Genomic DNA, 20,103 nt, shown 5'->3' with positions numbered 1-20,103 from the left:
GCTCCGGGGCTGACCAGCTGGCTTACTTCTTCGCCGCAGCGAAGATGTTGCGCTCGGCGGCGGCGGGCAGGAAGCTGCCATTCCACACGGCCTCGGCCTTGACACGCTCCTTGGTGCCGAAAGCATCCGACACCTGGCTGGCCATCAGCGACAGGCGCGGGCCCTTCACTTCGCCGAAGCCTTCCGCCTTGGCGTCCGGCGTCAGCACGGTGGCGTCGAGTGCCAGCTTCAGGCGGCGCAGTTCCAGATCGGCGTTGATGATGCCGTCGCGGGCCTTGACCGTCTCGACGCCGCCCTTGGGATCGGCGATCACGTCCTTCACGCCCTTGGTGAACGCACGCAGGAAGGCCTTGATCGCTTCCGGATTCTTCTTGACGAACTCCTCGCTGGCGATGATGGCGTTGCCATAGAGCTTCACGCCGAACTGCGGATAGGGCAGCACCACCACGTCCTCGACCTTGACGCCACGCGCCTCCAGGTTCAGCAGCGAGGTGAACGAGAAGCCCGTGATCGCGTCGATGTCGCCGCGCACCAGCATGGTCTCGCGCAGCGGCGGGTCCATGGCGGTCCAGGCCACGTTGTTGATGCCGTTGGCCTTGGCGAAGATCGGCCATGCCTTGCGGCCGGCGTCGAACACCGGGGCGCCGAGCTTCTTGCCGCTCAGGTCGGCCGGGGTCTTGATGCCGCTCTTCTTCAGCGCGAGCACCGCAGCCGGCGTGTTGTTGTAGACCATCATCACCGCGACCGGCTTGTTCGGCGCAGTCGGGTTGTTGGCGTGGAATTCCATCAGTGCGGCGAGGTCCGCGAAGCCCATGTCGTAGGTGCCGGAGGCGACGCGGGTGACGGTGCCGCCTGAGCCGTTGCCGGCGTCGATGGTGACGTTGAGCTTTTCGGCCTTGAAGAAGCCTTTGGTGGCGGGCACCTGGAACAGCGCGGCCGGACCTTCGAAGCGCCAGTCGAGCTGGAACTTGATCGGCGTTTCCTGCGCATGCACGGCCAGCGGCAGCGTGCCCAGCATGGAGGCACAGGCAAGCACCAGCATGGTGCGACGGATCGGCGAGTGGGTCATCATGGTGTGCTCCGGATCGTATACAGTTTGGTGGACGATTCGGGAAAGCAGTTTGCGTGCCACTCACCAGTTCCGGGATCGGGTCGAACCCTCGTCCGGCCGAGGCAGCCGCCGACCCAAGGTCAGCCCATGGACGGCGTGAGGGCGGTCGCCAGATCGTGGACGCGCGGATGCAGGCTCAGATTGCGCTCCACGCTGCCGATGTGGTCCGCCATCAGCGCGACGGCGGTGTCCGCATCGCCACGCGCCAGGGCCTCGACGATCGCCACATGCTCGTCCTGCGAATGCTCGGCCGAATGCGAGGACTGGTACATCAGCGAGATCAGCGAAGAGCGCGAGAGCAGGTCGGTGAGCAGCTGCGCCAGCACTTCGTTGCCGAGCTGGCGGGCCAGCACAACATGGAAATCCGCCAGCAGCCGCGTCCGTCCCGGCACATCGGTGCGCAGCACGGCTTCGCGCTCGGCGACAAGGTGGGCGCGCAGATCGCCGATCTGCGCCGGCGTGATGCAGGCCGCCAGCTGGCGGATGAGCGCTGTCTCCAGCATCTGGCGCACCGCGAAGACCTGCCGCGCTTCCTCGACACTGGGCTGTGCGACGAAGGCGCCGCGTGCCGGCTCCAGCGTGATGAGCCGGTCGCGGCTGAGCTGCATCAGCGCCTGCCGCACGAGGGTGCGCGAGACCTTGAAGATGTCGGCGATCGGCTGCTCGGCCAGCTTGGTGCCGGGCATCAGGCGGCGCTCGACGATGGCGGTGGTGATCGCATCGACGATGCGCTGCGTGGTGCTGGTGGGGTGTTCGTCCGCAGGGGCGGTCGGGGCCATCGACTCGGGCACGGACGGCTCCCGACCGGACTCCAGGGCATTCGACGTCAGGAACGGGCTGTGGCGCATGGGAGATCGACGGTGTGCGTTGTGTTCCGGGGTGTTCATCCCAGTGTATACACCGCCCGCAGCCGTGTGCAATCGGATCTGCTATGCGCCGTGAACTGAACTGAAGTGAGACGCCCATGGGAACTCGTGAAGCCGACATCGGTCGGCTGACCCCGAAGGCCCCCCTCCCGACCTCCCCCCGCTGGGGGGAGGAGAAAGAGATCAGACCCCGGGTGATCTGGTCTTGCTCCCCCCCCCAGCGGGGGAGGGGTGGGGTGGGGGCTCGGGTCGCGCCAACCCTCCATCACCGCCTGACACGACACCAGATCAGCCCGGGCTGACAGTCGGCGGCGGCACGGGTTGCCGCTCCACCTGCTCCAGCGTCGGATCGAGGCAGGCCCACGTCGGTGCGCTGCTGGTCCAGATATTCATCGTCGGCTTGACGGACGAGGGATCGTCCAGCGCGCCCACGCGCACGACGGTGAATTGCGGGCGGGCGGACGAGTTGGCGAACAGCGACGTGCCGCAGGTTGGGCAGAACCGGCGCCGCATGGTGTTGCCGCTGTCGGCGGTGCTGGTGTATTCGCTGGTCGGTCCGTCGATGTCGAGGGCGGCGGTCGGCACCATGATGTTGACCGTGCCGTTCGCCGCCAGGTGCTGGCAGTCGCGGCACCAGCAGACCCGGGTGGCAATCGGTTCAGCCGAGAGGCGGAAGCGGACGGAGCCGCAGAGGCATTTTCCGAGGCGGGTGGGCATGTGTTTTCCAGGCGTTTGCAGGTAACGTTGCTGGTGAGTCGCCCGTCAAGGCAGGCGGCGTTAGCTTGGAATGCGCTAACAGCCCAATTGGTGCAGACCTAGCTTACGACGCATGCCGTAGCGGGTCGGCTCGACCAGCGGATTGAGCTGCGTTGTAGAAAAAGATGGTCGAGTTGTAGAAATTAATGCTTGATGATTGTGCAAACTCCGGAGGATACAATCGATGTTCTTGGTTCGAGCCCAATGAACCCTATTACTTCGGTTCCTGCAATGGTTGTATTGGATATTTTTGCCCAATCAAACGATATCTGGGTTGGCACACCGTCAATATTAAAAATTTGAGATGCCATCATTGCGCCACCATTGGGTACGTATTCAGCCCCCCGGTATTGACACCCGCAAAGCCCTGGGCACGCCGCGTCGAGAAGGACGCAGCGCGAGTTCGAAGATGACCTGAAGGACCGCAGGACCGAGCCTGCGGCCACGCACTCAGCCCGAGGGCACCAGCGAGGGCGCCAGACCACCGGTGAAGTGCGCCTGCATCGCCTGACGCAGATACGCCAGCGCATCACGGCCCTGGCGCTTGCAGCTCTCCACCACCGTGTAGCCCCGGGCGATGAACTCCTCGCCCCGGCGTGATCTCGTCAGCCCCGAGATCTTGCGCTTGAGCACGATGGTGCGCAGCGCCTGCTCGGCGGCGTTGTTGGTCGGCGGCACGGCCGCGTCGCTCACGAACGTCCACAGCGCCGGCCAGAGCTTGAGCACGTTGGCGCAGGTCAGTGCGGTGCGCTGGCAGGCGCCGGCGATGCCGCGCTCCAGCGCCCGGCGCACGTGGTGCTGCACCTGCGCCATCTGCGCGGCGACCTGCTGGTCCTTGCGGTGCCAGCGCCGGAACAGCACATAGCCCAGCCCCAGCAGTCGGCGCCCGATCCGTCCGGCCTGCCCCGCACGTTGACTGATGCGCGTGAAGTCCCGCAGCAGGTGCGCCCAGCACACCTGCCGCTGCGCGGCGTCCACCCAGTCGTACACCGCATAGCGGTCCGTGACCAGCTTGGCCTTCGGGCTCTCGCCCAGCATCTCCTTGGCCACGTAGCGCGCCCGCGAAGACCAGAGCTGGTACACCACCAGCTTGGGCTGCGTCACCGTCCACACCCAGTGCCGCCCCGCGCCTTCTCGCGCGTAGCTGGTCTCGTCCACATGCACCACCGGCGCTGCGGCCAGCGTCTTCACCGCCGCCTGCACCGGCTCCTTCAACGCCTGCGCCACCAGCCCGTGCGCCTGCGAGATCGCCCCCACGCTGAACCGCACCCCCAGCACCTGCGCCAGCAGATCCCGGATCTTGGGCTGCGTCAGGTGGTACGCCGTGCCCAGCAGCCCCACCAGGGCCAGCGCCCTCGGCCCGATCTGTCCGCGCGGCACCCCCGCCGGCAACACCGATGCGTGTGTCTTGCGGCAGTGCCCGCACACCCCGTGGTACAGCCGGTACTCCTGCACCTCGGCCTTCACCTGTGCCGGCACGTCGAACACCTGGTGCCGTATCGGCCGCCCCGCCGCCACCGGACCGCCACACTCGCATGCCGCAGGCGGCGGGCAGTCGTGGATCACGTCCACCTCGGACTCCGCCAGCAGCGCCCGGTACGTGCCCTTGTGCCCAGGCTGCGCGCCCCGCACCCGGCCGCTGGTCCGGCGTTGTGCCCGGTTGCCGCTGTCCCCCGGCCCGTCCGACGATGGCGGCTTCGACGAGTTGCGTGAGTTCAGCTTCTTGTCCAGCAGCGCACTGACCTGCTCGCGCAGCTTCGCCAGCTCCTGCCCCATCTGCTCGATCACCGCGTGGCATTGCTCCAGCGTCTCGGGCTTGTTCGGCACTGCGGTGGCCTCACGGCCAGGGGCTTCGGGTTGGTCCATCCCAGCACTCTCCGCCTCGCTCGCTCCGCGCGCTACCCGGACTTCACCGGCTTGACGATGTTGTCAATGCCGGGGGGCTGAATACGTACACCATTGGCGGTCATTGGCAAAGGATGTTTAAATATTTGCCCTGTGGCGGTCATGGCTTCGGTGTCAATTAAGTAGGAGAACTTGGTGGGTCTTCTGTCCGTCACCTTCTCCGCTCCTCCAGATTTCTCCACTGTCTTTCGCTCTCCTGTGCACAATATCGTGAATGGTTTTGCAAAGCAGCTCATCGATATAACCGATGTTACGACTAATGTGGCAAATGATTTATGTCGCACTTGAATTAACCCCGTTGAAATTTGAATTACAGAGGCGGCGGCTAGAGTTTTCTGTAGTTGCGCGCATATTCCTGCTCCAGTTTAATGCGGCCTAACTTAATATTGACGTGACTCCTTGCTGCTGCCTATCAACTCGCCGGCAAAGTATCATAAATATCTGTTACCAGTGATTTTTTAACTCTTACATGGTTCTCCCTCTGCATTGCCTGCGTAACCCGTTACGCCGCCACAAGGCCACCCAGCATACCGAACCAGCCCGTTCCGGTCCACACCTGTCAGCGCGCGCCGAGTATCTTTTTCACCCCCCTACCAACCCCACCGCCAACCGATCATGCCGCTCCACCAGCGGCCCCAGATCCACCGTCGTCAACTCCCCCTCGCGCACCAGCACCCGCCCGCCGACGATGTTCCACGCCGCCTGCGGGCTCGCGCACAGCAGCAGCGCTGCCAGCGGGTCATGCACCGCGCCGCCGGCCATCGCCAGACCGCCCGTGCGCCACAGCACCAGATCGGCCGCCATGCCCACCGACAGGTGCCCGATGTCATCGCGCCCGAGCACCTGCGCGCCGCCCCGCGTGGCGATCTCCAGCGCGTTGCGCGCCGTCATCTCCGCCGGCCCGAGGTCGCAGCCGTAGCGCGTCACGCCGTCCGCGCCGACCTCCGGCGGCTGCATCGCCCGCCCGACCCGCGCCAGCAGCAGCGCCTGACGCGCCTCGTTCAACAGGTGCGCCGCGTCGTTGCTCGCGCTGCCGTCCACGCCAAGGCCGACCGGCACGCCCGCGTTCAGCATCCGCCGCACCGGCGCGATGCCCGACGCCAGCCGCATGTTGCTGCACGGGCAGTGCGCCACGCCGGTGCCCGTGGCGGCGAAGCGGGCCAGGCCGTGCGCGTCGAGCTTGACGCAGTGCGCGTGCCACACGTCGTGCCCGAGCCAGCCGACGCTCTCGGCGTACTCGGTGGGCGTCATGCCGAACTTGAACTGGCTGTAGGCGAGGTCGTGGTCGTTCTCGGCCAGGTGCGTGTGCAGCCGGGCGCCGAGGCTGCGCGCCAGCGCCGCCGAGTCCCGCATCAGCTCGCGGCTGACCGAAAACGGCGAACACGGCGCCGCCACCACGCGCAGCCGGCTGTAGCGGCCGGTGTCGTTGTAGGTCTCGATGAGCCGCTGCGTGTCGGCCAGAATGGCGTCTTCGCGCTCGACGAGGTGGTCCGGCGGCAGCCCGCCCGCCGACTCGCCCACGCTCATGCTCCCCCGCGCGGCGTGGAAGCGCATGCCGACGGGCTGCGCCGCCTCGATCTGGTGGTCGAGCGTGACGCCGTTCGGGAAAATGTAGAGGTGGTCCGAGGTCGTCGTGCAGCCCGACAGCAGCAGCTCGGCCATCGCCACCTGCGTCGAGACCTGCACCATCTCCGGCGTCAGCCCGGCCCAGATCGGGTAGAGCGTCTTCAGCCAGCCGAACAGCTCGGCGTCCTGCGCGGCGGGGATGGCGCGGGTCAGCGACTGGTACATGTGGTGGTGCGTGTTCACCAGCCCCGGCGTGACGACATGGCCGCGCGCGTCGATCACCTCGCCGTGGACGCGCACCTCGTCGAGCACCTCGGGCGGCACCTCGCCCGCCGGATAGACCGCCGCCACCGCTTCACCGCGGACCAGCAGGCTCGCGCCGCGCAGCTCGCGGCGGGTGTCGTCGAAGGTGGCGATCAGGTTGGCCTGATGCACCAGCAGGAGGGGGGCGTGCGGGGTGTTCATGGGTTCATTGTCGGGGGCGGCAAGGCGCTGCCACAATCAACTGGTGATGTTTTTGCCAAGAGGGAATGAACATGGGTGTGCCGCAACCGACGATGAGCCTGGACGACTTCCTCGCCTGGGAAGACCGGCAGCGCGACGAGCGCCATGAGTTTGTGCGGGGCGAGATTTTCGCGATGGTGGGTGCTCGGCGTGTGCATGGTCTGGTCGTGATGAACCTGGGTCGCCATCTGGGCAATGCGCTGGACGGATCGCCTTGTCGAGTCTTTGCCGAGTCGATGCAACTCCGCGTCGAACAGGATCTGTTCTACCCGGACTTGTTTGTCACCTGCGATGCCACTGACTTGACCACCGACCGGGTGTTCACCGCCCCGACGCTCATCATCGAAGTCCTCTCCCCCAGCACCGGCGAATACGACCGCAGCCTGAAATTCGCCCTCTACCGCCGCCTGCCGAGCCTGAAGGAATACGTGCTGGTCAACCCGGAAACCCTCCGCGTCGAAGCCTTCCGCCTGCGTGACACGGACTGGGTGGTGCATGACATGAGCGATGCGGCCGTGCTGACCTTCGCCAGCCTGGGCTGCGAAGTCGCGATGGCGGATGTGTTCGCAGGGGTGAGCGCCGCATGACGACCACCCTGTCCACCCTCGAAACCCCCGCCCTCCTGCTCGACGCCCCGCGCCTGCACGCCAACATCGCCCGCATGAAGGCGCGCACCGCAGCCCTCGGCGTCACGCTGCGCCCGCATGTGAAGACGGCCAAGTGCATCGAGGTCGCCCGCGCCACCGACGGCCCGGACGCGCCCCCCGGCCCGATCACGGTGTCCACGCTGCGCGAGGCCGACCAGTTCGCCGCGCACGGCTGGACCGACATCACCTACGCCGTCGGCCTCACGTCGAACAAGTTCGCCCATGTGCGGCGGCTGCTCGACCAGGGCGTGGCGCTGCGGGTGATCCTCGACAGCGTGGAGGCGGCGCGGGCGCTGGCCGCCGCATCGGCGGGCTGGCCGACACCCGTGGCGGTGCTGATCGAGATCGACACCGACGGCCAGCGCGCCGGCCTGCCGCCCGACGCGCCCGCGCTGCTGGACATCGCGGCGGCGCTGGTCGGGCCGGGGGTGCGGCTGGACGGGGTGCTGACGCACTGCGGCGGGTCGTACCACTGCCACGGCGCCGACGCGCTGCGGGCGATGGCCGAGCAGGAGCGCGCCGGGGCGGTGCGCGCGGCCGAGCGGCTGCGGGCGGCCGGGTTTGCCGCGCCGGTGGTCAGCGTCGGCGCCACGCCGACGGCGCTGTTCGCCGCCCACCTGGACGGCGTGACCGAGGCGCGGCCCGGGGTGTTCGTCTTCCACGACCTGATGATGGAAGCGCTGGGCGCCTGCACGCTCGACGAGATCGCCGTCTCCGTGCTGACCAGCGTGATCGGCCACCGGCCGGACAAGGGCTGGACGCTGGTGGACGCGGGCTGGATGGCGCTGTCGCGCGACCGGGGGCTGGCGGGCGAGTTCACCGACCACGGGCTCGGGCTGGTGTGCGACGCGGCGGGCCAGCCGATCGACGGCGGCGACTGGATCGTCACCGCCGCGAACCAGGAGCACGGCCTGATCGCCCACCGCAGCAGCGACCCGGCCCGGCGGCTCGACGCGCCGGTGGGCACGCTGCTGCGCATCCTGCCGCAGCACGTCTGCGCGACGGCGGCGCAGCACCCGGCCTACGACGTGCTCGACGCGGCGGGGCAGGTGGTGGCGCGCTGGCCGCGTTTCATGGGCTGGTAATGCCCCGGGCAGCCGGGCGAACAGCGGCCTGAACGCCGCCCTGTTTGCTCGGACAGCCCGGGAGGTGGCGCCTACGCTCGGGGAACGCCGAAAGTCGTCACCCCATGCCCGAACTTGAATCCTTTTCGCTGGACCCCGCCAGCCCCGCCGACTGGTCCGCTGTGCGCCTGCAGGGCCACCGCATGCTCGACGACCTGTTCGACCATCTGGAGCGCATCCGCGAGCGCCCGGTCTGGCAGCCGATCCCCGCGGACGTGCGGACCGCCTTCGACACGCCGCTGCCCGCCGACCCGGTGCCACTGGCCGTGGCCCATGAGCGTTTCATGACCCAGGTACTGCCTTACGCGGTTGGCAACACGCACCCGCGTTTCATGGGCTGGGTCCACGGCGGCGGCACGGTCGAGGGCATGCTGGCCGAGATGCTCGCCGCCGGCCTGAACGCCAACCTCGGCGGGCGCGACCAGATGCCGCTCGAAGTCGAGCGCCAGATCGTGCGCTGGATGCGCGACCTGTTCGGCTTCCCGGCCACCGCCGGCGGGCTGCTGGTCACGGGCTCGTCGATGGCGAACCTGATCGGCGTGCTGGTGGCGCGCACGCGGGCGCTCGGCGTCGGCTCGCGCGAGACCGGCGTGGCCGATCCAGCGCTCGGCCGGCCCCTCGTCGCCTACGCCGCCGCGAGCGCGCACGGCTGTGTCGCGCAGGCCTTTGCCATCAGCGGCCTGGGCACGCAGGCGCTGCGCCGCGTGCCGGTCGACGCCGACCACCGCATGGACCTGACCGCGCTGCGGCGCCAGATCGCCGCCGACCGCGCCGCCGGCCTGCGGCCCTTCCTTGTCGTCGGCACTGCCGGCACCGTGGACACCGGCGCGATCGACGACCTGGACGCATTGGCCGATCTGGCGCAGCGCGAGCAGGTGTGGTTCCACATCGATGGTGCATTCGGCGCCCTCGGCATGCTGTCCCCCGAGGTCGCCCCCCGGCTGCGCGGCATCGAACGCGCCGACTCGGTCGCGCTGGACTTCCACAAATGGGGCCAGGTGCCCTACGACGCCGGCTTCATCCTCGTGCGCGACCAGGCCGACCAGCTTGCCACCTTCGCCTCGCCCGCCGCCTACCTGGCGCGCCATCCGCGCGGGCTGGCGGCCGGTTCGCCGTGGCCGTGCGACCTGGGGCCGGACCTGTCGCGCGGCTTCCGGGCGCTGAAGGTCTGGTTCACCCTCGTCACCCACGGCACCGACCGGCTCGGCGCCGCCATCGCGCAGTCGTGCCGGCTCGCCCGCCGGCTGCAGGCGCGCATCACCGCCCAGCCGGCGCTGGCGCTGCTCGCCCCGGTGTCGCTCAACATCGTCTGTTTCCGCTACCTCGACCCGGTCGAGGACGGCCACACCCGCGACGAGGTGGCCACCGACCGCTTCAACGCCGAGCTGGTGGCCGACCTGCACGAGTCCGGCCTGGCCGTGCCGTCCACCACCACGCTGGGCGGGCGCACCGCCATCCGCGTCGCGCTGGTCAACCACCGCACCGAGGCGGCTGACCTTGACGTGCTGCTCGACGCCGTCGTGCGGCTGGGCGCCCGGCGCCACCGGCTGGCGGCGAATCCGTCCAGCCCTGAATCCGCTTTCGACCCCGTTTTTTCTTGCGAGACCGCACCATGAACATGCCCTGCATCGAGTTCCAGCCCCGCCCGCACACGGCGGCCGAGCCGTCCGAGCCCCCGGCGCTGATGGGACTGGCCCGCCTGATGGCCATGGCCTTCCAGGGCACTGACCTGATGCCGCTGGCCCAGACCCTCATCGCCCGCGCGACCGACGACGAGCACGACGCCAACGCCCTGATGGACCTGTCCACCCTCCTGCTGCTGCAGGGCTTGCGGGACATCGGCCTGGCGACGCAGGCGCAGGCTCTGGCCTGCCAGCGTGTGTTCGACCTCCCCGCTGCGCACACACCGGCGCTGCGGCTGCTGGCCGTGATGACGCCGGGCGACCTGATGACCAACGCCCCGCTGGCGTTTCTCGCCGAGCGGTCGGATGTGGCGCTGACCATGCTCTATGTGCAGCCCGGCGAGCCGCTGCCGCACTGGCTGCCGCCGCACGACGCGCTGTGGATCGCGGTGTCCGAGTCGGATCCGGTGCGTGGGCTGCTCGAAGACCTGTCGCTGGCCTGCGTGGACTGGGGCACGCCGGCCATCAACCACCCGGCGCGCACGCTGCGCACCGGACGCACGCAGGCCTGCGCCGAGCTGCACGGCGTGCCGGGCCTGCACATTCCGCAGACCATCCGGGCCGACCGGGCGCTGCTGCAGCGGCTGGTGCGCTGCGAGAGCGACCCGGCCGAGCTGCTGTCGGACGGCGCCTGGCCGCTGATCATCCGGCCGGTCGACTCCCACGCCGGCCGCGGGCTGGAGAAGCTCACCTCGCCCTTCGACCTGACGCGCTACCTCGCGACCATGCCGGATGCCGAGTTCTTCCTGTCCCGCTTCGTCGACTACGCCAGCGCCGACGGCCAGTTCCGCAAGTTCCGCGTCGTGCTGGTGGACGGTGTCGCCTACGCCGTGCACCTGGGCGTGTCCTCGCACTGGATGGTGCATTACCTCAACGCTGGCATGACCGAGTCCGCTGCCAAGCGCGCCGAGGAGGAACGTTTCATGGCCGAGTTCGACACCGACACCGGTTTCGCTCGGCGCCACGCCGCAGCGCTGCGGGGCATCGGCGAACGCATCGGTCTGGACTACCTCGTCATCGACTGCGCCGAGATGCCGGATGGCGATCTGCTGGTGTTCGAGATCGACCCGGGTGCGGCCGTGCATTCGATGGACCCGCCCGATCTGTTTCCCTACAAGCGGCCGGCGATGGAGAAGGTGCGCACGGCCTTCCGCGCGCTGCTGGAGCGGTCGGTGGCCGTGCGTCCCCACCTGCTGGCCTGAGGCGCCGACACCATGTGGTCCGTTGCGGCACAGGCCTTGACCGAAGGGGGCGATGCGCGCATTCGCCTGGGTGGGGCGGGCGCCAATGCCTATGGCTGCCCGCCACGGCCCGATCCGGCGCTGGTGGCGCTGGGGTCGTCCACGGCCTCGGTGATTTCTGGCGCGGCGTTCGAATCGGCGGCGGCGCTGTGCGTGCGGCTGGCGGCGTGGCCGGGCGGGCATGTGGCAGAGGCTGCGCGGCTGCGGCGTCTGCTGCTGCAGCTCAGCGGCGCCGAGGCGGTGCCGGGCACCGAGGTGGTGCTGGCGGCCTCCGGCACCGACCTGCACCTCTTTGCCACCCAGCTGGTCGCGGGCACGGGGCAGGCGGTGCAGGCGGTGATGGCGCAGGCGTCGGAGACGGGCAGCGGGGTGCCGGCCGCACTGGCCGCCTGCCATTTCGCCACCGGCACCTGCCAGGGCCGCAGCGTGGCGCGGGGTGCACCGGTGTCGCCGCAGGCGGTGGGTGAGCCGATCGCGGTGGCGCTGCGCGAAGCCGACGGCACGCCGCGCCGCGCCGAGGTGGTGGACGCCGAGTTCACCGCCGGGGTGGAGGCGGTGCTGCGCGCCGGCCGGCGCTGTCTGCTGGTGCTGACGGACCTGTCCAAGACCGGTCTGCTGGCGCCGAGCCCGGCCTGCGCGGCGCGGCTGCGCAAGCGCCACGGCGAGCGCCTGGAGGTGCTGGTCGACGCCTGCCAGTTCCGGCTGGCGCCGGCTTCGCTGGCGGACTATCTGGCGCAGGACTGGATGGTGGCGGTCACCGGCTCCAAGTTCATCACCGGGCCGGCCTTCTGCGGCGCGCTGCTGCTGCCGCCCGCGCTGGCCCGCCGCAGCTGGCACCGCCCGCTCGGCGCCTTGCAGCTCTACACCGCGCGCAGCCACTGGCCCGACCACTGGCCTGCCGCCGACGCCCTGGACGATCCGCCCAACCCCGGTCTGCTGCTGCGCTGGCAGGCGGCGCTGGTCGAGCTGCAGCGGTTCCGCGCCGTGCCGGAGGCGCTGGCCGACCGCTTCCTGCAGCACTGGGGCGCTGCGGTGGGCGAGCGGCTGCGCAGCGATGCCACGTTCGCGCCGCTGCCGGTCGCGCCGCTGGACGGCGTGCGCGGCGGGCGCTGGTCCGGCGGGCGCTGGGACCGGCAGCAGACGATCTTTCCCTTCCTCGTCCTGCGCCGCACGGCGGCGGGCGGGCGCGTGCCGCTGACCCCCGCGCAGACCGCCGCCGTGCACCGCGCCCTGGCCGAGGCGGACCCGTCCGGGCTGGACGACCCGCTGGCCGGCGCCCGCTTCCAGCTCGGGCAGCCGGTGGGCTGTGGTGTGCGCGAGGGCCAGCCGGTCAGCGCGCTGCGGCTGTGCGCCAGTGCCCGCACGGTGGTGGAGGCCGCGCGCTCGGTGCAGGGCCGCACGCAGGCGGTCGCGCAGGCGATGGCGGCGCTGGACAAGGTGGCGTGGCTGGTGCGGCGCATGGCGTAAGTCACTGCGCCCGGTGGTACCGCCGGAACTAGAATTTGTCACTGTGCAGCCAGGGGGCGGCAGGGTGACAACGAAGATGGCAGGGCAGGGGGCAGGTGCGAAGTTTCGGCAGACTGGGCATGTGCGTCCGGCTGTGTTCGTTTCTTACTCGCATCACGATGCTGCCGCTCGGGACAGTTCTTCGGCGTTGGGTGACTACGCTTGGTTTTCGGACAACAGCGACGGAAAAACCCATCCCGTGCGCACAAAGAAACCCAACGCCTTTGGTCTTCACGACCTTCATGGCAACGCCTTGGAATGGACACAGGATTGCCGGCACGAAACCTATGAAAATGCCCCGATGAATGGGGAGTCATGGGAAACAAAATGTACGGAATCGCGCCGTGTTCTGCGGGGTGGTTCCTGGAACGACGACCCGGGGATCCTGCGCTCGGCCAACCGCGACGGGGGCGCACCGGGCGGCCGGAACTACGGCACCGGCTTCCGAATTGCCAGGACTTTTCGCCTTTAGCCCTTTTACACTTTTACCTTTTGGAAACAAGAAAGGCTGGAGGAACAAGCGGGTGTCGAGCGGGGGTGCGGGGGCGGTAGCGCCTGCGGTGGGGGTGGATGGCGCTACTTTTGCGGCACCAGCGACGGCGCGTGCTTGCCAGCGCGTCATGGGCTTCCCTGAACTCCACCCGCTCGCGGGCCTGGGCCACAAAGGCGGCATGGTCGTGGCGGACGGGTTGAAATTTCAGGTGCTCAGACATCTTGCCGGGAGAATTCTTGTTACTACAATCAATCCATGCTGACCGTCATCGAAACCCCCATCTTCCAGCGCATGGTGACCGAGGTCTGGAACGATGTGGAGCGCAGCGAGTTCATTGCATTCATCAGCGAAACGCCGTCCGCTGGTGATGTGATTCCCGGTGCGGAGGGTCTGCGCAAGGTGCGGTGGTCTCGCCCCGGCATGGGCAAGCGCGGCGGCGCACGGGTCATCTACTTCACTCGTCTGGTCGCGGGCGAGGTGGTGCTGATCGCCGTCTACACCAAGGCCAAGTTCGACAACATGCCGGTGGCTGTCTTGAAGTCCTGGAAGGAAGCCTACGATGCCTGAAACCAAGCTGGATGCAGAAATGCAAGCCTTCGCCAACGATGTGCTGGAGTCGATCCGCCAGGCCAAGCGCGGCGAACACGCCGCTGTCCACACGCCCGAGCAGATCGCCGCCCGGCGTGTCGGGCGTCCGGCTGGCAGCGTGAAGCAAACACCGAAACGCTCCACCACCATCCGCTTCGATGCCGATGTCCTCGACGCGCTGAAGGCCACCGGGCGCGGCTGGCAGACGCGCGTGAACGATGCCATGCGCGAGTGGGTGAAGACCCACGGCACCTGAATCGCCCCCGCAATCCTCACCTATTCCCGCCTTCTCCTAGTAGCCGGTTCCCTAGCATCCATCCGTCCCGGTGCGCGCGGCGCGCCGACACGACGGCTTGTCTGCCCGCCTCCAGGAACCGCCCATGTCCGATCTGTCCCAGTCGCATCTGAAGTCCGCCACACCGGCCGAGGCGCCGCTGCCGCTGTCGGCGCGTCCGCGCAAGGGCGGGGAGGCGCCGTTTGCCTGGCCGACGCCGCCGTTTGCCGCGTACGCGCTGCCCGAGCCGCAGCGCTCGCCGCTGGCTTGCGAGATCGAGGGCCGCACCGGCAATCTGATGACCGGCCAGCTGGTGCTGATGGAGGTGGGCGCAGGCATCGCGCGGGTGCAGGTGCCGCCGGAGCGGATCACGCTGCCGATGCGCTTCGACCAGATCCGGCGCATCACGCTGCAGGTGCCGGTCGTGCCGGTGCACCGGCTGGCGGACGCCGCCAGCCCGTCGCAGCCACCAGCGGCCACGTCCGCCGAGCCGGTGTCGCCCGACCAGGAGCAGGTGCTCGAACACCATGCGGCGCAGCCCTATACCGTCCACCTGCACGGCGGCGGCTCGGTCGGCGGCGTCACGGTGGGCCATGTCGAGAACGAGGTGGGCCTGTTCCTGTTCGCGCCGCTGGACGACCGCGGCACGGTGCAGACCTCCTTCCTGCCGCGCTCGGCCTATGACCGGGTGCAGGTGGGCGAGCGCCTGGGCCGGCTGCTGATCGAGGAGGCGGCCGTCACGGCCGAGCAGGTCGACCAGGCGGTGCAGATCCAGAAGAAGAACCGTGGCCAGAAGCTCGGCGAGCTGCTGGTGGCGCGCCAGATCGTGACGCCCGAGCAGCTGCTCGCGGCGCTGGACAAGCAGGCCCGCATGCCAATGGTGCGGCTGGGCGAGGCGCTGGTCGCCTTGGGCTATGTGACGGACGAGCAGCTGAACGATGTGCTGGGCCAGCAGGTCAACGAGCGCCAGCAGCCGCTGGGGCAGGTGCTGCTGAGCCGCGAGTGGGTGACGCAGCAGCAGCTGCGCGTGGCGCTGGCACGCAAGCTGGGCTATCCGGTCGTCAACCTGAGCACCTTCAAGCCGCAGATCGAGGCACTGGCACGCCTGCCGGCCGATTTGGCGCGCACGCTGGAGGTGCTGCCGCTGGTGCACCGCGCCGGCCGGCTGGTGGTGGCGATGCAGGATGTGACGCGCCAGGCGGTGCTGGAGCAGCTGCAGACGCTGACCCACTGCACCATCGCGCCCGCACTGGCCGGGACGGGCGATCTGAAGGCGGCGATCGAGCGTGGCTACGAACGCCTGCCGATGCCGGATCTGGGCGGCCCGCCGGCGCCACCGGACGCGGCGCCCGGTGAAGCGGCGGCCGATGCGGCGGCGCCTCGGCGTGCCACGAAGTCGGCCAAGGGCGACAGGGCGGACCGCGCGGAAGGCCCGGTCGTGCAGCTGCTCATCACGCTGGTGGCCGACGCGATGGGCCGCGGCGCCAGCAGCATCCACCTGGAGAACCACCCGAGCGAGGACAAGCTCTGGGTGCGTCTGCGCCGCGATGGCCGCATGGAGCCGCACAGCGAATTGCCCGGCAGCTACCGCAACAGCCTGATCCCGCGCATCAAGACGCTGGCCGAGATGGATGTGCAGGACACCCGCCGGCCGCAGGAAGGGCGGCTGGCGTTCTCGCGGCTGATGCAGGCCCACAAGATCGAGCTGCGCGTGACGACGCTGCCCACGCAGGGCGGCTTCGAGGATGTGGTGCTGGGCCTGCCGACGCGGCTGAAGGTCTTCAAGTTCGACGGTCTGGGCCTGACCACGCAGGACCAGGAGCGCATCGCGACGATGCTCCAGCGCCCGTCCGGCATGCTGCTGACGGTCGGCCCGGCCCGCTCCGGCCGCACCACGACATTGTTTGCCGAGCTGGCGCTGGTGAACCAGCCGCACCGCAAGCTGGTCTCGATCGAGGAGCGCATCGAGATGTCGCTGCCCGGCGTGCGCCAGATCGAGGTGAATCCGCGGGTCGGTCACACGCATGAGCAGGCGCTGCGGGCGGTGCTGTCGGCCGACGCGGACGTGATCCTGATCGACACCCTCCGCGATGCGGCCACCGCGCGGCTGGCAACCGAGGCGGCGCTGTCGGGCCGGCTGGTGCTGGCCTCGATGCCGGGGCGCACGGCGTCCGAGGCGGTCCAGCGCCTGCTGGACATGGGGGTGGAGCCGTGGAATCTCGGTGATGCGCTGCTGGGCGTGCATGCGCAGCGGCTGCTGCGGCGGCTGTGCAGCGCCTGCCGCATGAGCCGGTCGGCGAAGGAGCCGGAAATCGACGAATGGATCGAGGGCTACTTCCACGGTGCGGCGGTGGAAGCCGCCGAAGCCGAGCGCGAGCAGCTGCGCACGAGCTGGCTGGAGCGCTATGGTCGCGAAGGCCGCCTGCGCCGCTACCAGAGCGCCGGCTGCGAGCGCTGCCGCGAGTCGGGGTACCGCGGGCGGGCGGCGGTGCACGAGCTGCTGGTCATCAACCGGGAGCTGCGTCGGCTGATCCGCGCCGGTGCGCCGGCCTGGAACATCCAGCGGCAGGGCCTGGTCGACGGCATGCGCACGCTGCGCCAGGACGCGGTGGAGAAGATGCTGGCGGGTCTGACCAGCATGGACGAGGTGCGCTCGGTCGCGGATCTTTGAGCGTCGCTCCGGTGCGTTCAGCGCCCGCGCAGGAACAGGGTGTCCAGCTCCTTGATCGTGACCTGCCGCCAGGTCGGACGGCCGTGGTTGCACAGGTCGGCGCGCTCGGTGCGCTCCATGTCGCGCAGCAGCGCGTTCATCTCCTCCAGCGTGAGTCGGCGGTTGGCGCGCACGGCGCCGTGGCAGGCCATGGTGGCGAGGATCTCGTCGTGTGCCCGCTGCACCAGCGCGCTGGCGTCATGCTCCGACAGCTCGGCGAGCACCGACCGCGCCAGCGCCACGGCATCCGCCTCCCGCAATGCCGCCGGCACGGCCCGCACCGCCAGCACGCCCGGTGACAGCGGTGCCACGTCCAGCCCGAGGCGGGCGAGGGTGGGCATGTGGGTCTCGGCGGCGGCCACTTCGGTCGGCGTGGCGGAGAAGGTCGCCGGGATCAGCAGCGGCTGGCTGTCGATCGTCCGCTCGGCGTCCAACTGGGTTTCGCCGAGCCGGGCCTTGAGCTGCTCGTAGACGATGCGCTCGTGCGCGGCGTGCATGTCGACGATCACCAGCCCATGGCGGTTCTCGGCCAGCACATACAGCCCCCCCAGCTGCGCCAGCGCACGGCCGAGCGGCCAGTCGTCGGCGGGTGCGCTGGCCGGTGCTGCGGGCAGGGCGCTGGCGGTGGGTGACGTGGCGGCGCTGCGTGCGGACCAGTCGGGTGGCATCTCCCGGGCATGCAGGGCGGCTGCGTGCTGCAGCACCAGCGTGCCCTGGATCTGCGGCGTCGGCGGGCGCCAGGCCGGCATCGGAGGCGAAGGGGCGGCCCATGTCCCGGACGCGGGGGCTGAGGCCTCGGTGGAGGGGCCGAGTCCTGCCTCACCGGGGGCATCCGCCGTGCGCGACAGCGCCAGGGCCTGCTCCACGGCCCGCCGCACCGCCTGGTGCACCTCGCGCGAATCCCGGAAGCGCACCTCGATCTTGGTCGGGTGCACATTCACGTCGACCCGGTCCGGCGCGATGTCGATGCGCAGCACATAGCTCGGCTGCCGGGATCCGTGCAGCACATCCTCGTAGGCCGCGCGCACGCCGTGCCCGATCAGCCGGTCGCGTACATGGCGGTCGTTGACATAGGCGTACTGCAGATCCGCCCGTGCCCGCGCCGCTTCGGGCAGACCGACCCGGCCGCGGATGCGCATCGGCCCGACCTCGACCTCGACCGGCCGGCTTGCGGCGATGAAGTCCGCGCCGAGCACGTCGTGCAGGCGCTGTTCGGCCGTGGCGGGCCGCAGCTGCTCGACCAGCCGGCCTTCGTGCCACACCGCGAAGGCCACCTGCGGATGGACCAGCGCATGCCGGCGCACCGCTTCGAGGCAGTGGCCCAGCTCGGTGGCATCGGTCTTGAGGAACTTGCGCCGGGCGGGGGTGGAGAAGAACAGCTCGCGCACTTCCACGGTCGTGCCGGTGGCGCGGGCGGCGGGGCTGAGTTCGCCGGTGCGGGCGTCGATGCGGCGGGCGTGTGGTTCGTCGGCGGTGCGGCTGGTGATGGACAGCTCGGCCACGGAGCCGATGGCGGCCAGCGCCTCGCCACGGAAACCCATCGTGCCGACCTGCTCCAGCTCGGCCAGCGAGCCGATCTTGCTGGTGGCGTGGCGGCGCAGCGCGAGCGGCAGCTCGTCGGCGGGGATGCCGGCGCCGTCATCCTCGACCACGATGGCGCGCACGCCGCCGCCGGCCAGCCGCAGCGTGATCTGCGCGGCACCGGCGTCGAGCGCGTTGTCCAGCAGCTCCCGCACCACCGAGGCGGGGCGCTCGACCACCTCGCCCGCGGCGATCTGGCTGATCAGCGCATCCGGCAGTTCGCGGATCGGGCGGCGGGGGGGCGCGGAGGAAGAGGACGTGGTGGAGGCGGAGGGGGCGGGCATCGACATGGGCCGGATTGTAGGAAGCCGTGCCGCGCCAGACCCTGCAGGGGCGGGGCTTCAGCGCAGGTAGCGACCCGAGGCGGTGAGCTGCACCAGCTCGACGAAGCGCGAGCCACTGAGTTCCTGTCGGCTGAAGTTCACCGCCATGCCGGCGACATACCACTGCAGCACCTTCAGCGTGGCGTGCAGACGCGCCCGGCTGGGGTCGCCGTTGCAGCGCCGCAGGGCTTCGATGAGCACCTGCGCATTGAGCCAGCCCTCCAGACTGGCGTAGCCGACCGGCACCTTGGCGGCGGTGGCCAGCGCGCGGTAGTCGACGATCTGGCGGTCGCTCTCGCTCCAGGGGTAGGGCACGACCTGCGAGATCGCGAGCCCGCGGGCCTGCGCGCCGATGCTGCGGATGGCGTCTTCGTCGGAGACGATGGACAGGCCGTAGAAGGCCGGGTGGCGGCGCAGGCCGGCGGCGGTGGCCATCACGGTGGCCGCCTGCGAGCCGTTGACGAAGAGCACGATGGCCTGCGGCGCGAGTGCCAGCAGCTTGCGGGCGGCTTCCTGGGCGGTGGCGCCGTCGGGCGTGACGGCGGCGGTGCCCGACAGCGTCAGGCCTTCGCCTGTCAGGGCGTCGGCGATGGTCTTCAGGCCTTCCTGCCCGAACGGGGTGGCGAGATGGACCACGCCGATGCGCTGCAGGCCGACCGTGGCCAGATGCAGCGCGAGGGCCGAGGCTTCCTGGTCGAGGCTGGCGCGCACGAAATAGGCGATGTCCCGGCACTGCGTCCGCACCGAGTCGGCCACCCAGAGCCCGCCGAGTGCCGGCACGCCGTGGCGGCGCAGCAGCGGCTCGATGGCCGCCATGCTCAGGCTGCCGGCACAGCCGAACAGGGCGGTGGCGTTCTGCTCGGTGATGAGCTTGTCGCAGATCGCCTGCGCCAGAGCCGGATCACCGCGATCGTCGACCGTGATCCAGCGCAGACGCCGGCCAGCCAGGCCGCCGCGCGCATTCAGCGTGTCGAAGGCCAGCTGCGCCCCGGCATTGAAGGCCCGTACCGGCGGCGACAGCGGGCCGCTCAGCGGCGCCGACTGGCCGAGCACGAGGTCGGGGCCGGCCGCAGCCGATGCCGTTCCGGTGGCGCGTGCCAGTGCGGTGGCAGCACCCGCCAGAACGAGGCGTCTGCGTAACATGGATGGGGTGGGAGGCAAGGGCGCTAGAAGGGGGGTGACATGGCTGTCAATCCCTGAAATGGACGGCGTGGAGTGTGCCTAGC

At 69.8% G+C, this 20,103-nt stretch carries 16 protein-coding genes; 9 read left to right on the top strand and 7 right to left on the bottom strand.

What is annotated here, in order from left to right; genetic code table 11:
- Positions 1-22 precede the first annotated feature (22 nt).
- The 5 genes from U5O44_RS10375 to U5O44_RS10355 form a co-directional block, all read right to left on the bottom strand.
- Positions 23-1,042 (bottom strand): ABC transporter substrate-binding protein, encoded by a 1,020-nt coding sequence (locus tag U5O44_RS10375; protein WP_322588510.1) that lies wholly within the window; start codon positions 1,040-1,042, stop codon positions 23-25.
- Positions 1,043-1,191: 149 nt separating this feature from the next.
- Positions 1,192-1,890: a GntR family transcriptional regulator gene (locus tag U5O44_RS10370; protein ID WP_322588509.1), complete on the bottom strand. Its 699-nt coding sequence runs from the start codon at positions 1,888-1,890 to the stop codon at positions 1,192-1,194.
- A gap of 375 nt (positions 1,891-2,265) precedes the next feature.
- Positions 2,266-2,694 carry a GFA family protein gene (locus tag U5O44_RS10365; RefSeq protein ID WP_322588346.1) on the bottom strand — a complete coding sequence of 143 codons (429 nt, stop codon included), beginning with the start codon at positions 2,692-2,694 and terminating at the stop codon, positions 2,266-2,268.
- A gap of 489 nt (positions 2,695-3,183) precedes the next feature.
- On the bottom strand, positions 3,184-4,599 hold the full coding sequence (gene tnpC, locus U5O44_RS10360; RefSeq protein ID WP_322586439.1) for an IS66 family transposase: 1,416 nt from the start codon (positions 4,597-4,599) through the stop codon (positions 3,184-3,186).
- Between the two features lie 621 nt (positions 4,600-5,220).
- Positions 5,221-6,669 carry an 8-oxoguanine deaminase gene (locus U5O44_RS10355; RefSeq protein ID WP_322588345.1) on the bottom strand — a complete coding sequence of 483 codons (1,449 nt, stop codon included), beginning with the start codon at positions 6,667-6,669 and terminating at the stop codon, positions 5,221-5,223.
- Between the two features lie 71 nt (positions 6,670-6,740).
- Here U5O44_RS10355 and U5O44_RS10350 point away from each other — a divergent pair, with 71 nt between their 5' ends.
- From U5O44_RS10350 to U5O44_RS10315, 9 genes are all read left to right on the top strand, one after another.
- Positions 6,741-7,295 carry a Uma2 family endonuclease gene (locus U5O44_RS10350; protein ID WP_322588344.1) on the top strand — a complete coding sequence of 185 codons (555 nt, stop codon included), beginning with the start codon at positions 6,741-6,743 and terminating at the stop codon, positions 7,293-7,295.
- A complete protein-coding gene (locus tag U5O44_RS10345) occupies positions 7,292-8,440 on the top strand; it encodes an alanine racemase (RefSeq protein WP_322588343.1) in 1,149 nt (382 codons plus the stop codon). The genes U5O44_RS10350 and U5O44_RS10345 overlap by 4 nt, the downstream gene beginning before the upstream one ends.
- A 104-nt stretch (positions 8,441-8,544) precedes the next feature.
- Positions 8,545-10,095 carry a pyridoxal phosphate-dependent decarboxylase family protein gene (locus tag U5O44_RS10340; RefSeq protein ID WP_322588342.1) on the top strand — a complete coding sequence of 517 codons (1,551 nt, stop codon included), beginning with the start codon at positions 8,545-8,547 and terminating at the stop codon, positions 10,093-10,095.
- On the top strand, positions 10,092-11,363 hold the full coding sequence (locus U5O44_RS10335; RefSeq protein ID WP_322588341.1) for an ATP-grasp domain-containing protein: 1,272 nt from the start codon (positions 10,092-10,094) through the stop codon (positions 11,361-11,363). The genes U5O44_RS10340 and U5O44_RS10335 overlap by 4 nt, the downstream gene beginning before the upstream one ends.
- A gap of 12 nt (positions 11,364-11,375) precedes the next feature.
- The gene (locus U5O44_RS10330) at positions 11,376-12,869 is read left to right on the top strand and encodes a hypothetical protein (RefSeq protein ID WP_322588340.1); all 1,494 of its coding nucleotides are present in this window, start codon (positions 11,376-11,378) and stop codon (positions 12,867-12,869) included.
- A gap of 76 nt (positions 12,870-12,945) precedes the next feature.
- Entirely contained in the window at positions 12,946-13,380 is a 435-nt protein-coding gene (locus U5O44_RS23035) for a formylglycine-generating enzyme family protein (protein WP_416222166.1), read from the top strand.
- Between the two features lie 276 nt (positions 13,381-13,656).
- Positions 13,657-13,968: a transcriptional regulator gene (locus U5O44_RS10325; protein WP_322588339.1), complete on the top strand. Its 312-nt coding sequence runs from the start codon at positions 13,657-13,659 to the stop codon at positions 13,966-13,968.
- A complete protein-coding gene (locus U5O44_RS10320) occupies positions 13,961-14,245 on the top strand; it encodes a BrnA antitoxin family protein (RefSeq protein WP_322588338.1) in 285 nt (94 codons plus the stop codon). Before U5O44_RS10325 ends, U5O44_RS10320 begins: the two co-directional genes overlap by 8 nt.
- A 124-nt stretch (positions 14,246-14,369) precedes the next feature.
- On the top strand, positions 14,370-16,934 hold the full coding sequence (locus U5O44_RS10315; protein ID WP_322588337.1) for a GspE/PulE family protein: 2,565 nt from the start codon (positions 14,370-14,372) through the stop codon (positions 16,932-16,934).
- Positions 16,935-16,951: 17 nt separating this feature from the next.
- Here the strand turns inward: U5O44_RS10315 and mutL are convergent, their stop codons facing one another.
- Both mutL and U5O44_RS10305 read right to left on the bottom strand, forming a co-directional pair.
- Positions 16,952-18,844 (bottom strand): DNA mismatch repair endonuclease MutL, encoded by a 1,893-nt coding sequence (mutL, locus tag U5O44_RS10310; RefSeq protein WP_416222149.1) that lies wholly within the window; start codon positions 18,842-18,844, stop codon positions 16,952-16,954.
- 51 nt (positions 18,845-18,895) lie between these two features.
- Entirely contained in the window at positions 18,896-20,020 is a 1,125-nt protein-coding gene (locus U5O44_RS10305) for an ABC transporter substrate-binding protein (RefSeq protein ID WP_322588336.1), read from the bottom strand.
- Between the last annotated feature and the right edge of the window lie 83 nt (positions 20,021-20,103).

It is taken from the genome of Sphaerotilus sp., assembly GCF_034519685.1.
In the GTDB taxonomy this organism is placed as follows: Bacteria; Pseudomonadota; Gammaproteobacteria; order Burkholderiales; family Burkholderiaceae_C; genus Sphaerotilus.
Note: the sequence above shows the minus strand (reverse complement) of the source record. Positions and strands in the feature narration are given on the sequence as shown.

Excerpts from the sequence above, each read along its gene's own strand:
- U5O44_RS10375 (WP_322588510.1), bottom strand. The coding sequence starts at position 1,042 with ATGCTGGTGCTTGCCTGTGCCTCCATGCTGGGCACGCTGCCGCTGGCC.
- U5O44_RS10370 (WP_322588509.1), bottom strand. The coding sequence starts at position 1,890 with ATGGCCCCGACCGCCCCTGCGGACGAACACCCCACCAGCACCACGCAG.
- U5O44_RS10365 (WP_322588346.1), bottom strand. The coding sequence starts at position 2,694 with ATGCCCACCCGCCTCGGAAAATGCCTCTGCGGCTCCGTCCGCTTCCGC.
- tnpC (WP_322586439.1), bottom strand. The coding sequence starts at position 4,599 with ATGGACCAACCCGAAGCCCCTGGCCGTGAGGCCACCGCAGTGCCGAAC.
- U5O44_RS10355 (WP_322588345.1), bottom strand. The coding sequence starts at position 6,669 with ATGAACACCCCGCACGCCCCCCTCCTGCTGGTGCATCAGGCCAACCTG.
- U5O44_RS10350 (WP_322588344.1), top strand. The coding sequence starts at position 6,741 with ATGGGTGTGCCGCAACCGACGATGAGCCTGGACGACTTCCTCGCCTGG.
- U5O44_RS10345 (WP_322588343.1), top strand. The coding sequence starts at position 7,292 with ATGACGACCACCCTGTCCACCCTCGAAACCCCCGCCCTCCTGCTCGAC.
- U5O44_RS10340 (WP_322588342.1), top strand. The coding sequence starts at position 8,545 with ATGCCCGAACTTGAATCCTTTTCGCTGGACCCCGCCAGCCCCGCCGAC.
- U5O44_RS10335 (WP_322588341.1), top strand. The coding sequence starts at position 10,092 with ATGAACATGCCCTGCATCGAGTTCCAGCCCCGCCCGCACACGGCGGCC.
- U5O44_RS10330 (WP_322588340.1), top strand. The coding sequence starts at position 11,376 with ATGTGGTCCGTTGCGGCACAGGCCTTGACCGAAGGGGGCGATGCGCGC.
- U5O44_RS23035 (WP_416222166.1), top strand. The coding sequence starts at position 12,946 with ATGGCAGGGCAGGGGGCAGGTGCGAAGTTTCGGCAGACTGGGCATGTG.
- U5O44_RS10325 (WP_322588339.1), top strand. The coding sequence starts at position 13,657 with ATGCTGACCGTCATCGAAACCCCCATCTTCCAGCGCATGGTGACCGAG.
- U5O44_RS10320 (WP_322588338.1), top strand. The coding sequence starts at position 13,961 with ATGCCTGAAACCAAGCTGGATGCAGAAATGCAAGCCTTCGCCAACGAT.
- U5O44_RS10315 (WP_322588337.1), top strand. The coding sequence starts at position 14,370 with ATGTCCGATCTGTCCCAGTCGCATCTGAAGTCCGCCACACCGGCCGAG.
- mutL (WP_416222149.1), bottom strand. The coding sequence starts at position 18,844 with ATGTCGATGCCCGCCCCCTCCGCCTCCACCACGTCCTCTTCCTCCGCG.
- U5O44_RS10305 (WP_322588336.1), bottom strand. The coding sequence starts at position 20,020 with ATGTTACGCAGACGCCTCGTTCTGGCGGGTGCTGCCACCGCACTGGCA.